Genomic DNA, 13,964 nt, shown 5'->3' on the forward strand with positions numbered 1-13,964 from the left:
CAACACTTGTATTGCCCCGAGGACACTTACATACAGACTTTATAGCCCCGCATGTTGTATTGCATAGCGAATCAGCTCGGCCTGGCCCTCGATGCCGAGCTTGCGCTTGATGTTCAGGCGGTGGGTCTCGACCGTGCGCACCGACAGGTCGAGCTCGCGCGCGATGCCCTTGTTCGACTGGCCGGCCGCGATGAAGCGCAGGATTTCCTGTTCGCGCGCGGTCAGGCCCTCGCCGACGCCGGTGGAGGCCGCCGGCGGGCTGGCCAGCTGGCGCGCCAGGGCGGCGCTGTAGTAGATGCCGCCGCCCATTACGGTGTCGATCGCCAGCACGATGTCCTTGCCCGGCGCATCCTTGAGCACGTAGCCGCGCGCGCCGGCCTGGATCGCCTGGGTCACGTATTCGGGGCGGTCGTGCATCGACAGCATCAGCACCGCAATGTCGGGGTAGCGCTCGAGCAGGCGCGCGGTGGCTTCGATGCCGCTGGTGTTGCTCCCGCCGCGCATGTTCACGTCCATCAGCACCAGGTCGGGCTGCAGGAGGCCGGCCTGCTCCAGCGCCTCTTCGGCGGAGCCGGCCTCGCCCACCACGCGCAGGCGCGGCGCCGCTTCCAGGCGGGCGCGCAGGCCGTCGCGCACCAGGGGGTGGTCGTCCACCAGCAAAATAGAAATGTCCGCGTCACTCATGCGTGTTCCTCGAGGTCGATGCTGGCCACCACGCGGGTGCCCTGGGCGCTGGAAGCGATGGCGAATCGTCCGCCGATCGCTTCCATCCGCTCCATCATATTGCGCAGGCCGATGCCGCGCTGCGGGTGGCCGGCCACCTTGTCGGCGTCGAAGCCGGCGCCGTCGTCCTGGATCGTCAAGGTCAGGCAGCGGCCGCGCCGCGCCAGCGACATGTCGATGATGCGCGCGCCGGCGTGGCGCTCGGCATTGGTCAGCGCTTCCTGGGCGATGCGGAACAGCACCGTGCCGGCCGTCTCGGGCAGCGCGTCCACCGCCCCTTCGACGCGGAAGCGCACCGGCGTGCCGCTGTGGCGGCCCGCTTCGCTGGCCAGGTAATCGAGCGCCGGGGCCAGGCCCAGGTCGTCGAGCAGGGCCGGACGCAGGTCGTGCGAGATGCGGCGCACCTCGCCCAGCACCGATTTCACCTGCTCCACCGTGCGCTCCAGCCCTTCCTTGCCGGCCTGCTGCTGCGCGCCGTCGCCGCCAAGGCGGATGATGCCGGCTTCCAGCTGCAGTTTGACGGAGACCAGCGCCTGGCTGATCCCGTCGTGCAGGTCGCGCGACAGGCGCGCCCGCTCCTGCTCCTGCGAGTCGACCACGCGCTGGGCCAGGGCCTTCAGCTTGGCGTCGGCCACGCGCAGCTCGCGCAGGTTCAATACCAGGCCGCCGGCGGCCACCGCGCAGGAGACCAGGATCGCCAGGCCCGCGATCCACAGCAGGGTCTCGTCGATATTGCGCGACTGCTGGGCGTCGATCTGGGCCAGCGCGCTCTCCACGTCGTCGAGGTAGATCCCGGTGCCCATCATCCAGCCCCAGTTCGCGACCGGCACCACGTAGCCGAGCTTGGGCGCCGGGCGGTGCGAGGATGGCTTTTCCCACATATAGCGGTGGAAGCCCCCGCCGCTCTGCGCGCGCTCGATCAGTCGCCGGATGGTCGGCACGCCGTTGGCATCGGTCCAGTTCCACATATCGGTGCCGACCAGCTCGGGCTGGCGCGGGTGCATCAGGCTTGTTCCCTTCATGTCGTAGACGAAGAAGTAGCCGTCGTCGCCGAAGCTGAGCGAGCCGAGGATGCGCATGGCTTCCTCCCGCGTGGCCGGGTCGCTGCGGCCCGACTGCACCAGGTGGCCGATCGACTGGCTGGCCAGGGCCACGTAGTGGCGCAGCTCGGCCTCCTTGCTGGCCAGGTAGGCGCGCTGGATGGTGGCGCGCTGCTGGCGCGCCAGGTCGACCGCCTGCTGGCGCACGAACAGGGCGATGGCGCACAGGGCGACGATGAGAGGGGCGATGGCCAGGACGATGACCTTTTGCCGGAGTTTCATGTATTGCGCCGGACGGCGGTAAAAACCAAATGCGCATTTTAAGCCCGGGCCAACTCATCCGCATACGTACTATTACGCAGCGCCTCCGTAATCATGCGCTTGTCGTGCTGATAATCATGCAACATACTCACAGGTAGCCTGTCCAGAAATCCGCCCGCAGAGGCTGTCGCGATGCGGGCCACAACAATTCCATCCTCGGAGGAGCACCATGAAACGAATGTCGAGCATGCTCGGCTGGATCGCGCTATCGATCCTCGGCGCCTTTTCGCTCGGGTACGTCGCGGTCAAGCGCGGCGAGACCATCAATGCGATCTGGATCGTCGCCGCGGCGGTCTGCGTCTACCTGATCGCCTACCGCTTCTACAGCAAGTACATCGCCTACAAGGCGCTCGGCCTCGATCCGACCCGCCAGACCCCGGCCTACAAGTACAACGACGGCCTGGACTACGTCCCGACCAACCGCTACGTGCTGTTCGGCCACCACTTCGCCGCGATCGCCGGCGCCGGCCCGCTGGTCGGCCCCGTGCTGGCGGCCCAGATGGGCTACCTGCCGGGCATGATGTGGATCCTGGCCGGCGTCGTCTTCGCCGGCGCCGTCCAGGACTTCATCGTGCTGTTCATGTCGACCCGCCGCGACGGCCGCTCGCTCGGTGACCTGATCAAGTCCGAGATGGGCGAGATCCCCGGCCTGATCGCGCTGCTCGGCACCTTCATGATCATGGTGATCATCCTGGCCGTGCTGGCGCTGATCGTCGTGAAGGCGCTCACCGGCTCGCCGTGGGGTTCGTTCACCGTGATGGCCACCATCCCGATCGCGCTGTTCATGGGCCTGTACTCGCGCTATGCGCGCGTCGGCCGCATCGGCGAAGTCTCGATCATCGGCTTCGTGCTGCTGATGCTGGCCATCATCGGCGGCCAGTGGGTGCACGACTCGCCGACCTGGGGCCCGATGTTCACCTTCACCGGCACCCAGCTGACCTGGATGCTGATCGGCTACGGCTTCGTCGCTTCCGTGATCCCCGTGTGGCTGCTGCTGGCGCCGCGCGATTACCTCTCGACCTTCCTGAAGATCGGCACCATCGTGGCGCTGGCGATCGGCATCGTGATCGTGGCGCCGGACCTGCGCATGCCGGCCGTGACCAAGTTCATCGACGGCACCGGCCCGGTGTGGTCGGGCAACCTGTTCCCCTTCCTGTTCATCACCATCGCCTGCGGCGCCGTGTCCGGCTTCCACGCCCTGATCTCCTCTGGCACCACGCCGAAGATGATCGAGAACGAGACCCACGCCCGCTTCATCGGCTACGGCGGCATGCTGATGGAATCGTTTGTGGCCATCATGGCCCTGGTCGCGGCAAGCACCATCGACCCGGGAGTCTACTTCGCCATGAACAGCCCGGCCGCGGTGCTCGGCACCACCGCCCAGAGCGCGGCGCTGGCGGTATCGAACATGGGCTTCGTGATCACCCCTGAACTGCTGGAGCAGATGGCCAGGGACGTCGGCGAGCACACCATCATCTCGCGCGCCGGCGGCGCCCCGACGCTCGCCGTGGGCATGGCCCACATCCTGTCGAACGTGGTCGGCGGCCAGGCCATGATGGCCTTCTGGTACCACTTCGCGATCCTGTTCGAGGCCCTGTTCATCCTGACCGCGGTGGACGCCGGCACCCGCGCCGGCCGCTTCATGCTGCAGGACCTGCTGGGCGCCTTCGCCCCGTCGCTCAAGAAAACCGACTCGCTGCCGGCCAACCTGCTGGCGACCGGCCTGTGCGTCGCCGCCTGGGGCTACTTCCTGTACCAGGGCGTGGTCGATCCGCTGGGCGGCATCAACACCCTGTGGCCGCTGTTCGGCATCGCCAACCAGATGCTGGCCGCCGTCGCGCTGACCCTGGGCACCGTGGTGCTGTTCAAGATGAAGCGCGCGCAGTACGCCTGGGTCACCATCGTGCCGACCATCTGGCTGCTGGCCTGTACGCTCACCGCCGGTTGGCAGAAGGTGTTCTCGGCCGATCCGAAGGTCGGCTTCCTGGCCCACGCCAACAAGTTCCAGGCCGCGCACGATGCCGGCACGGTGCTGGCGCCGGCCAAGACGGTCGAGCAGATGGAGCGCATCATCTTCAACGACTACGTCGATGCGACCCTGGCCGGCTTCTTCATCATCGTGGTGCTGGCGGTGCTGTTCTACGGCGTGCGCACCATCCTGGCGTCGCGCAAGCAAGGCGGCCCGACCGCCAGGGAGACCCCGTACGTCGCCATGCCGAATCCGCAGGTGCAGTGATGTTCAGCGACCTCCTCGAAGCCGGGAAAACGGCAGGCAAGTACCTCGGGCAGAGCATGCGCCTGATGGTCGGCCTGCCCGAGTACGACACCTATGTGTCGCACATGGAAAGGACGCATCCGGACCAGACGCCGATGACGTACGAGGAGTTCTTCCGCGAGCGCCAGGAAGCGAGGTATGGCGGGAAGCGGGCGACGTGCTGCTGATGGCGGCGCATTGAACCGGGAAGGGACGCTGCGGCGTCCCTTTTCTTTGGCGGGAGGAGATGCGGATAGCAATGAAAAATGCTACCAGATGGAAATAGTTGTGCTACTCTCAATGCATGGAAAAGAAATCGGCTGTCAAACTGTCCTTGATTGTCCTCGCCATATGCGGCGCCGTCGCCGCCGTATCAGCCGTACGGCCGGACCCGGAACCCGTGCTCGATCGCGCGATGCGGGCGAAGACGATCGACGCCCTGGCGGCGAAGCTGAACGCGCACTATGTCTTTCCCAACAAGGCCACGCAGATGGCAGCGGTCTTGCAGCGGCGCCAGCAGGAAGGCAGGTACGATGGCATCGACAACGGCTATCGGCTGGCGAAACAGCTCACGGCCGACCTGCATGATGTTGCCAGGGATTTGCACATGAAGGTGGGCTACCATCCCGCGATGACGGACGAAGCGGAGGGGCCTGCGCCGGACCTCGACTTCCTCACGCGCCTGGTGCAGCGCCGCCCGGCGGCAGACCGTGGCGTCGAACTGGTCGGTCGCTTGGGCGACAAGATCGGCTACCTGAAGATCTCCAGCTTCCCGCATGCTTCACTCATGCGCGAAAAATTCGCCGAAGCGATGGATGAACTTGCCGGCACTGAGGGCCTCATCATGGACCTGCGCGGGCACCGCGGCGGCGATCCGCAAGCGGTGCCGCACTTGATCAGCTATTTCGTCGACCGCCGCACCCGCCTCAACGATATCTGGGAACGCGATACCGGCAACACGATCCAGCACTGGACGCAAGAGGAGCTTGCCGGACCACGCTACGGCGGCAAGAAGCCGGTCATGATCCTGGTGGATTCCGGCACGGGCTCCGCCGGCGAGGATGTCGCGTACACGATGCAGGCCTTGAAACGGGCCACCGTGATTGGCGAGCCGACCTGGGGCGGCGCGCATCCCACCCAGATCTATCCGCTCGGAGGACATTTCTATGCGTCGATACCGAACCAGCGCAGCATCAGTCCGATTACCGGCACCAATTGGGAAGGCACGGGGGTGAAGCCGGATGTTGCAACGACGCGGGATCGGACGCTTGCGGTGGCCAAGGACTTGATGCGGCGCCGGTTACGCGAGAGTACCCCGCTGGTCGCTTCCATAAACCACTAACCGAAAAACCGTCGTACGCGCCACTGGCGCCTACGACTTCCGGCGAAGGCCGGAACCCAATTTCGTTGCGTCACGTTGGTGGGTGCACGCAAGCGGTGGCGGCTTGCGTAGGAAATTGGATCCCGGCATTCGCCGGGATGACGGATCAACCGTTATCAGTGAAGACGTAGGAAGTGGTACGCAGCGTGCCTGACGCCACAATTCCCCCAGACACCCCGTTGACCTCCCTCAACGCCCCCCTTCCCCCCTGACCGTATATTTTTTTCTTGCGGGAATTTGCATTCCGCAAAGGAGGCCCTGCTTCGTCCGTTGCAGGTCTGCTCCGCCGTGCCTGCGGGATCAGCATGCCGAACTTCGAGCGCTCCAGCCTGAACCAGAAGCTGACCATCATCTCGCTGATGTCGACCGCGACCGCGCTGGCCTTCGTGTTCGCCGCCTTCGCCGCGACCTCGGTGGCCAACCATCGCAAGGACGAAGCGATGCAGCTGGCCACCTTTGCCCAGGTGATCGGCGCCACCAGCGCGGACCAGCTGGTGCTGCGCGACCGCAAGCGCGCCGTCGCCGCCCTGTCGACCCTGGCCGCCAAGCGCGACATCTCGAGCGCCGTGCTGTACGACCGCCACGGCCAGCCCTTCGCCCACTACCCGTCGGACGGTGAATGGGAAGCCGAGCCGCTCGAACACGTCGACGCCGAAGGCCTGGCCGCCGCCAACCGCGAAGGCCAGCGCCTGCTGTCGCGCAGCATGCGCCTGTACCGGCCGGTGCTGGACGGCGAGCTGCAGGTGGGCGTGGTGATGATCGAGACCGACCTGGTGAACACCTGGATCGACATCCTCGCCGGCCTGGCGGTGATGAGCCTGGCGATGATGGCTTCGCTGCTGGTGTCGGTGGCGATGGCGGGCCGCTTCAAGCGCAGCATCGCCGAGCCGGTGACGAAGCTGATCGCGGCCGCCCAGAAAGTCTCCAGCAGCCAGAACTACAGCCTGCGCATCGCCCACCAGCGCACCGATGAACTGGGCATCCTGATCGACAGCTTCAACACCATGATGGCCCAGATCGAGGACCGCGGCGCCGCCCTGCTGCACCACCGCGACGAGCTGGAACGCCAGGTCGGCGTGCGCACCGGGCAGCTGGAAAAGGCCAAGAACGCGGCCGAAGCGGCCAGCCGCGCTAAGAGCGCTTTTCTTGCCACCATGAGCCACGAGATCCGGACCCCGATGAACGGCGTGCTGGGCATGACCGAGATGCTGCTGGCGACCAACCTCACCGAGGCGCAGCGCAACTACACCACCCTGGTGAAGCGCTCGGGCGAGCACCTGCTGGTGATCATCAACGACATCCTGGATTTTTCGAAGATCGAGGCCGGCAAGCTGACCATCGAGTACATCAACTTCAACCTGTGGGACCTGCTGGACGACATCCACAACGTCTACACGCCGCAGGCGGCGAACAAGGGCATCGGCTTCGACTTCGACATCGCCAACGACATCCCGGTCGCGATCTGCGGCGACCCGAACCGGCTGCGCCAGATCATGGCCAACCTGCTCGGCAACGCCATCAAGTTCACCGACCAGGGCCGGATCCTGGCGCGAGTGCGCGTGGCCGGCGAAGACACGCAGTCCGTCATGCTGCGCTTCGAAGTGCACGACACCGGCATCGGCATCTCGCGCGAGGCGCGGGCGCGCCTGTTCGAAGCCTTCTCGCAGGCCGACGATTCGACCACGCGGCGCTACGGCGGCACCGGCCTGGGCCTGGCGATTTCCAAGCAGCTGGTCGAACTCATGAAGGGCGCGATCGGCGTTGACAACGCGCCCAAGCAGGGCTCGATCTTCTGGTTCACGGTCAGCTTCGACAAGCGCCGCGTCGACCCGAGCGCGCCCGGCCACCAGCAGCACACCCTGGAGGGCCTGCGCGTGCTGCTGGTGGACGAGGCGGAGAACAGCCGCGAAGAGCTGCTCGAGCAGCTGCGCGCCTGGCGCGCCCAGGCCGACGGCGCCGCCAGCGCGGCCGCGGCCTACGAATGCATCCTGAGCGCCGCGCGCGCCGGCAAACCCTACGACGCCGCCGTCCTCGACATGGAACTGACCCACACCAGCGGCCTGGCGCTGGCGGCTTCGATCAAGTCGGACGCCGCGGCGCGCGCCACCCACCTGGTGCTGCTCAGTCCCGAAGCGCAGGCGGCCGACCCGACCCAGCGGCGCGCCGCCGGCGTCGCCTACCAGCTGGTCAAGCCGGCGCGCGGGGCCGACCTGTATGCCTGCCTCGCGGCCTGCGCGGCGCGCCTGCATGCGCCGCCGATGCCTGTAGCTGCTCACGCCGCGGCGCCCGTACTGGCGCCTGCCCTTCCCGACGTGCCGCCTGCGCGTGCACGCATCCGCCGCGTGCTGCTGGCCGAGGACAATCCGGTCAACGTCGAAGTCGCCAAGGCGATGCTGGAAAGCCTGGGCATCGAAGCGACCTGCGCGCGCAACGGCCAGGAAGCGCTGGATGCGGTGCGCCACGGCGCATTCGACGCGGTGTTGATGGATTGCCAGATGCCGGTGATGGACGGCTTCGCCGCCACCAGCGCGATCCGCCGCCACGAGCGCGAAGCCGGCCGCGCGCGCACCCTGCCCGTCATCGCGATCACGGCCAACGCGCTGCAGGGCGACCGCGAAGCCTGCCTGGCGGCCGGGATGGACGACTACCTGTCCAAGCCCTTCACCCAGCAGCAGCTGGCCGCCGTGATCGGCCGCTGGGTGGGGGCGGCGATGGCCGCCACCAGCCACCACGACGATGCGCCGCTGCGCGCGCCGCCGCGCCTGCCGCCTGAAGCGGTGGAAGTCATCCGGCGCGACGCCGTCAACCGCGCGGCGCTCGACAACATCCGGGCCCTGAGCCGCGACGGCGGCGACGCCCTGGTGCAGAAGGTGGTGGCGGCGTACATGGGCGACACCCCGCGCCACCTCGCCACCCTGCGCCAGGCGATCGACGGCGCGGACGCGGGCAGCGTGCGCCGCGTCGCCCACAGCCTGAAGTCGGCCAGCGCCAACGTCGGCGCCGCCCACCTGGCCACGCTGTGCAAGGAACTCGAACAACTCGGCCGCGCGGAGTCCGTCACTGGCGCCGGGCGCATCCTCACCGACATGGAGCGCGAATTCCAGTCGGTCCGCCAGTCGCTTCACGCCATGCTCGAAAAGGAAACCTAGAATGCCAGCCTCTTCTCCCCCGAAGCGCGGAACGGTCCTGGTCGCGGACGACGACCCGGTGATGCGCCTGCTGATGCTCGAGATGCTGGCCCAGGTTGGGCTGGATGCGATCGAGGCGGTGGACGGCGCCGAGGCCGTGCAGCTCGCGGCCGCACACAGCCCGGACCTGATCCTGCTCGACGTCGACATGCCGCGCATGGACGGCTTCGCGGCCGCCGAGGCGATCCGCCGGGCCGAGCAGGATGGCGCGGCGGCGCCGATCGTGATGGTCACCGGCGGCGACGACATCGAAGCCGTCACCCGCGCCTACGAGGCCGGCGCCACCGACTTCGTGTCGAAGCCGATCAACTGGCCGATCCTGGGCCACCGCGTGCTCTACGTGCTGCGCGCCAGCGATGCGATCGCCCGCCTGCGCATCGCCGACGCCCAGAACCGCGCGGTGCTGGCGGCGATTCCGGACACCTTCTTCCGGCTCGACCGCGACGGCTTCTATCTCGATTACGAACCGGGCAACGAACGCCCGGGGCGCGGCCGCATGTCGCCGCAGCCGCAGCCCTGCGTCGGCAAGCACATCACCGACGTGCTGACGCCCGAGATCGCCCAGCGCATGATCGAGCAGATGCGCGCCGTGCTGGCGACCCAGCAGGTGCGCTCGGTCGAGTACGAACTCGAACATTGCGGCGAGTCCCAGCATTTCGAGGCGCGCCTGGTGGCCACCAGCGCCTCCCAGGTGCTGGGCCTGGTGCGCGACATCAGTGAAAGGAAGCGCGCCGAGGAACAGATCCGGCGCCTGGCCTACTGCGACAGCCTGACCGGCATCCCGAACCGCCAGGCTTTCCTGGAAACGCTGGAGCGCGAGCTGCAGCGCTCGAAGATCGGCAACAAGAAGTTCGCGGTGCTGTTCATGGACCTCGACGCCTTCAAGCGCATCAACGACACGCTCGGCCACAACGCCGGCGACCAGCTGCTGAAGATGGTGTCGGAGCGCCTGCGCGAGACCACCCGCCCGAGCGACCTGGTCTCGCGCGGCGACAACGCCACCAACCTGGCGCGCCTGGGCGGCGACGAATTCACCATCCTGATCCCGGACCTGGAGCGGGTCGAGCATGCGTTGAACGTCGCCACGCGTGTAAAAGAAGCGATGCGGCGGCCCTTCCTCATCGAGGGCAACGAGATTTTTGTGACCGCCAGCATCGGCATCTCGCTGTTCCCCGAGGATGGCGACGACTGCGGCTCGCTGCTGAAGTACGCCGACACCGCGATGTACCACGCCAAGAACTGCGGCAAGAACAACGCCAAGCTGTACAGCTCTTCGCTGACCATACAGATCATGAGCCACGTGAAGCTCGAAGTCGGGCTACGCAAGGCGCTGCAGAACGACGAATTGTATCTGCTCTATCAACCGCAGCGCGACGTGCGCACCTCCGAGATCGTCGGCGTCGAAGCGCTGGTGCGCTGGCGCCATCCGGAGCGCGGCCTGGTGCCGCCCACCGAGTTCATCCCGCTGGCCGAGGAGACCGGCCTGATCGTCCCGATCGGCGAATGGGTGCTGCGCACCGCCTGCCGCCAGGCCCGGGTCTGGCAGCGCCAGGCCCAGCGCACCCTGCGCATGGCGGTGAACCTGTCGGCCAAGCAGTTCAAGGACGAGAACCTGTCGCAGATGGTGCATTCGGCGCTGCTGGATGCGGGGCTGGAACCGCGCCTGCTGGAGCTGGAGCTGACCGAGGGCACCCTGATGGACGATGCGCGCGCGACCCTGGTGACGCTGGAGCGGCTGCGCGGCATCGGCGTGTTCCTGTCGATCGACGATTTCGGCACCGGCTACTCGTCGATGAACTATCTGAAACGGTTCGACGTGCGCGCGCTGAAGATCGACCGCAGCTTCATCAACGGCCTGCCGCAGGATTCCGAGAACGCGGCGATCACGCGCGCCATCATCGCGATGGCGCACGGGCTCAAGATGATGGTGGTGGCCGAGGGCGTGGAAACCGGCGAACAGCTGCTGCTGCTCGAGCAGTATGGCTGCGATATGGTGCAGGGCTACTACCTGGGGCATCCGTCGAGTGCGGAGGCGATTACGGGGATGCTGGAAGCGCCGCTGCTGCCGGCCAAGTAGGGAGGGCGGTCCCCGCCCACGCGTCCAAATACACGATGATCATACGATACAGCTATTCATCGGCTGGTTGAACGCGTGGGCAGAGGACCGCCCACCCTACGGTTTGAAGCGTAGCGTGTATTTCGCTTTACCCGGCAAGAATGGCACCGGCTCAGCCTTCACCCACTCCCGGTGCCCCGCCAGGAAGAACGGCGACAACGGATGCCCGCTCTGTCCGCCCGGCATGTTGTACAGCCCCTCCTCTTCCCGCCCCGGCGACACCGTCATGCGCTCCGACTGCCCGAACTTCGGCCCCGCCACGCGCGGCATGTTGGCGTCGCCCGGCAGGCGGTCGGCCGGTGCGGCGAGGAAGGGCTTGAGCGCCGGCACCGCGAGGCTGACCGGATGCGCGATCTCCGCCGTGTTGCGCGCGCCCCAACTCGCTTCGGCGAGCTGCGCGCCGTCCCGCGTCAGGTCCGCGATGACACGGTCCACCGCCGCCAGTTCCACTGCGCGCCAGTCGGCATACCCCGCGGGCAGCCAGCCGGCGGGACGCGCATCGAGCAGGCGCGCGACCACGTCGGGCCAGCGGGTGGTGCCGGCGACCGGCGCCTTCGGGTCGAGCGCGGTGATGGCCTTGGCGGCGCCGCCGTAGAACAGATCGTGCAGCGCCCACATATAGCCGCGCGCCAGGCGGTAGCCGACCGAGTCCACACTGGCGCGGCCATCCCAACTTTGCTCGAGCAGGCGGCGGAACTCGGCGCGCCGCGGCTGGCCCTGCAGCGCGCGGGCATCCAGCACGCGCAGCGCGCGTTCGCGCCAGGGTGCGATGAACAGGGCGCGGTCGTCGAGCGCCACCTCGAACACCTGACGCACGCCGGTCTGGGCGCCGAGCGCGCGCAGGTTCGATGCGATCTGGCGGTGGCGCGCGCCGATGTCGAAGCCGCCGTCGCCGATCGCGGCCGCGCCCTCGCCCATCAGCTGGCGGCTGTTGGCGCTGCTCAGTTGCCCGTCCGCCGGGTTGACGATGCGCGGATAGCGCGCGGCCGGCAGCAGGCCGCTCCAGGTCGGCGCCTCGCCCGCGAGCGGGAAGGTGGCCGCGAACGCCGGCGTGGCGCGCGCCGGCAGGGTGCCGGCGATGGTCCAGCCGATATTGCCGGCCGCGTCGCCGGCCACCATGTTCTGGGCCGGGATGCCGTCGACGGCGGCAATCGCCAGCGCCTCCTCCACGTTCGCGGCCGCCTCCAGCTTCAGGTGCTGCATATTGACCGCGGCTTCGTCGTGCGCCACCCAGTGCATCGCGTAGTCGCGTCCGCCGATGCTGCGGATCGGGCCAAGCGAGGTGTCCTGCACCACGAAGCGTTCGCCCGGTGCGCCTTTCACGGCGATCGTCTCGACGTGGCTGAGCGGGGTTTCCCAGCCGCCCGGCAGGCGCACCTGGCCGGGACGCGCCGGGTCGCGCCCCAGCGCCACCAGGTCGATCAGGTCGGCATAGCTGTTGGTGAAGGCCCAGGCCACCTGGCCGTTGCTGCCTGCGATGACGGTCGGCGGGGCGCCCGGCAGGCTGACGCCGGCGATGCGGCGCTGGCCGCCCTTCCCGTCCGGGAAGCGCAGCGCCAGCCGGTACCAGATGTTGGGCAGCTGCAAGCCGAGGTGCATGTCGTCCGAGACGATCGCCGCGCCGCTCGCGCTGCGGCTGCCGGCCACCACCCAGTTGTTGCTGCCGACGCTGTCGACGAAGTCGGCGCCGCGCAGCAGCGCCACCTGCTTGCCGGGGGTGTCGGGCGCACCGCCCCACCAGCCCGGCGCGCGGGCCGGAATCGGCGCTGCCAGGGGCGCGTCTGCGCCGTCGAGGGTAGCGTCCCAGCCGCTCGCTTCCGGCAGCAGGAAGGCCAGCTGCTGCGCGTCGCTGTGCTCGCGCAGCCAGCCGCGCGCCAGGTCGCGGCCTTCCTGCATGCCCTGCAGGTCGATGTACATGGCCCAGACCACCAGTAGCGAGTCGGTTGCGGTCCAGGGACGCGCCGCGGTGCCGGTCAGCGCGTATTCGAAGGGTTTGGTGGAGAGTGCGTTCAGGCCATCGTTGGCCCCGGCCACATAGCGGTCCAGCAAGGCGCGTTCAGCCACTGTCAGGCGCGCCAGGGTGCGTTCGGCGCGGGCGCGGAAGCGGTGCAGGCGGCGCGAGCGGTCCAGCGGCAGCGCGCGCGGTCCGAAGAGCTCGGCCAGCTCGCCGGCGGCGGTGCGGCGCAACAAGTCCATCTGGAAGAAGCGTTCCTGGGCGTGGACGAAGCCGGTGGCATAGGCGACGTCGAAGCGATCGTTGCCGCTGATCAGGGGCACGCCGGCGGCGTCGCGCTCGACCGTCACCGCCGCCGACAGGCCGGGGACGCGGCGCTCGCCGTCCAGCTGGGCCAGGCTGGCGCGCAGGTAGAGCCAGGCGCCCAGCGCCGCGAGCAGCAGCAGGCAGAGCAAGGCCAGCAATCCCCGCAGGGTCCAGGTCTTCCAACGGGGCTGTCGCATCTCTCCTCCTTGTTTTTAGGGGGCGTATCTTGCCAGAAAAATCATTTCCTGGGCGAAGAGACTTGAGGTCACCTTCCTACCACGATTGATATACCTCATGGATGCTGCGGGTCGGGCCACTATGCTGGATTGTGCCGCCAGGACGGCGGCCCGGGAGGACATGATGCGGATGGTAACCATACTCACGCTGGCGCTGGCCGCTGCCGCGTGCAGTACGCCGGAACGGCACGCCGCGCGGGCGCAGGCCGCCATGGAACAGCGCATGGCGTTGCACGGGCCCGCCTGCGCCCGGCTCGGCAACGCGCCCCATACCGATACCTGGCGCCACTGTGTCATCGAGCGCAGTTCGCAGGCGGAACTGGACGATATGTCGGGTTATCACATGGGGTGGCGCCACGGGGCGTGGCGGCCGTAGCGGCAGCAGCGGCGGTGGCCGCGCCGATGGCGGCCGATGGCAGCAACCAGGGCGGCAATGAGGGTGGCC

Annotated in this window: 9 protein-coding genes; 6 read left to right on the forward strand and 3 right to left on the reverse strand. The window is 68.0% G+C overall.

Annotated features, from left to right (window positions below):
* Positions 1 to 39 precede the first annotated feature (39 nt).
* The gene (locus LQ564_RS23050) at positions 40 to 684 is read right to left on the reverse strand and encodes a response regulator (RefSeq protein WP_231060460.1); all 645 of its coding nucleotides are present in this window, start codon (positions 682 to 684) and stop codon (positions 40 to 42) included.
* Positions 681 to 2,045 carry a cache domain-containing protein gene (locus LQ564_RS23055; RefSeq protein ID WP_231060461.1) on the reverse strand — a complete coding sequence of 455 codons (1,365 nt, stop codon included), beginning with the start codon at positions 2,043 to 2,045 and terminating at the stop codon, positions 681 to 683. Before LQ564_RS23055 ends, LQ564_RS23050 begins: the two co-directional genes overlap by 4 nt.
* A 208-nt stretch (positions 2,046 to 2,253) precedes the next feature.
* Between LQ564_RS23055 and LQ564_RS23060 the strand changes: the two genes are divergently transcribed.
* From LQ564_RS23060 to LQ564_RS23080, 5 genes are all read left to right on the forward strand, one after another.
* Positions 2,254 to 4,320, forward strand: coding sequence for a carbon starvation CstA family protein (locus tag LQ564_RS23060; protein WP_231060462.1), 2,067 nt, complete (start codon positions 2,254 to 2,256; stop codon positions 4,318 to 4,320).
* Complete coding sequence (locus LQ564_RS23065) at positions 4,320 to 4,526, forward strand: YbdD/YjiX family protein (RefSeq protein ID WP_231060463.1); 207 nt, start codon at positions 4,320 to 4,322, stop codon at positions 4,524 to 4,526. The genes LQ564_RS23060 and LQ564_RS23065 overlap by 1 nt, the downstream gene beginning before the upstream one ends.
* Before the next feature lie 116 nt (positions 4,527 to 4,642).
* Positions 4,643 to 5,680: a S41 family peptidase gene (locus tag LQ564_RS23070; RefSeq protein ID WP_231060464.1), complete on the forward strand. Its 1,038-nt coding sequence runs from the start codon at positions 4,643 to 4,645 to the stop codon at positions 5,678 to 5,680.
* A gap of 344 nt (positions 5,681 to 6,024) precedes the next feature.
* A complete protein-coding gene (locus LQ564_RS23075) occupies positions 6,025 to 8,868 on the forward strand; it encodes a hybrid sensor histidine kinase/response regulator (RefSeq protein WP_231060465.1) in 2,844 nt (947 codons plus the stop codon).
* A gap of 1 nt (position 8,869) precedes the next feature.
* A complete protein-coding gene (locus LQ564_RS23080) occupies positions 8,870 to 10,984 on the forward strand; it encodes a putative bifunctional diguanylate cyclase/phosphodiesterase (RefSeq protein ID WP_231060466.1) in 2,115 nt (704 codons plus the stop codon).
* 96 nt (positions 10,985 to 11,080) lie between these two features.
* On the opposite strand, the gene LQ564_RS23085 is transcribed toward LQ564_RS23080, so the two are convergent.
* Positions 11,081 to 13,480, reverse strand: coding sequence for a penicillin acylase family protein (locus LQ564_RS23085; RefSeq protein ID WP_231060467.1), 2,400 nt, complete (start codon positions 13,478 to 13,480; stop codon positions 11,081 to 11,083).
* 169 nt (positions 13,481 to 13,649) lie between these two features.
* Here LQ564_RS23085 and LQ564_RS23090 point away from each other — a divergent pair, with 169 nt between their 5' ends.
* A complete protein-coding gene (locus LQ564_RS23090) occupies positions 13,650 to 13,895 on the forward strand; it encodes a hypothetical protein (protein WP_231060468.1) in 246 nt (81 codons plus the stop codon).
* The last annotated feature ends 69 nt before the right edge of the window (positions 13,896 to 13,964 follow it).

Source organism: Massilia phyllostachyos (assembly GCF_021044825.1).
Taxonomy (GTDB): domain Bacteria; phylum Pseudomonadota; class Gammaproteobacteria; order Burkholderiales; family Burkholderiaceae_D; genus Telluria; species Telluria phyllostachyos.

Bases quoted from the DNA above. Each gene is read 5' to 3' on its own strand.
- LQ564_RS23070 (WP_231060464.1), top strand. From the start codon at position 4,643: ATGGAAAAGAAATCGGCTGTCAAACTGTCCTTGATTGTCCTCGCCATA.
- LQ564_RS23090 (WP_231060468.1), top strand. From the start codon at position 13,650: ATGGTAACCATACTCACGCTGGCGCTGGCCGCTGCCGCGTGCAGTACG.
- LQ564_RS23065 (WP_231060463.1), top strand. From the start codon at position 4,320: ATGTTCAGCGACCTCCTCGAAGCCGGGAAAACGGCAGGCAAGTACCTC.
- LQ564_RS23055 (WP_231060461.1), bottom strand. From the start codon at position 2,045: ATGAAACTCCGGCAAAAGGTCATCGTCCTGGCCATCGCCCCTCTCATC.
- LQ564_RS23060 (WP_231060462.1), top strand. From the start codon at position 2,254: ATGAAACGAATGTCGAGCATGCTCGGCTGGATCGCGCTATCGATCCTC.
- LQ564_RS23080 (WP_231060466.1), top strand. From the start codon at position 8,870: ATGCCAGCCTCTTCTCCCCCGAAGCGCGGAACGGTCCTGGTCGCGGAC.
- LQ564_RS23075 (WP_231060465.1), top strand. From the start codon at position 6,025: ATGCCGAACTTCGAGCGCTCCAGCCTGAACCAGAAGCTGACCATCATC.
- LQ564_RS23085 (WP_231060467.1), bottom strand. From the start codon at position 13,480: ATGCGACAGCCCCGTTGGAAGACCTGGACCCTGCGGGGATTGCTGGCC.
- LQ564_RS23050 (WP_231060460.1), bottom strand. From the start codon at position 684: ATGAGTGACGCGGACATTTCTATTTTGCTGGTGGACGACCACCCCCTG.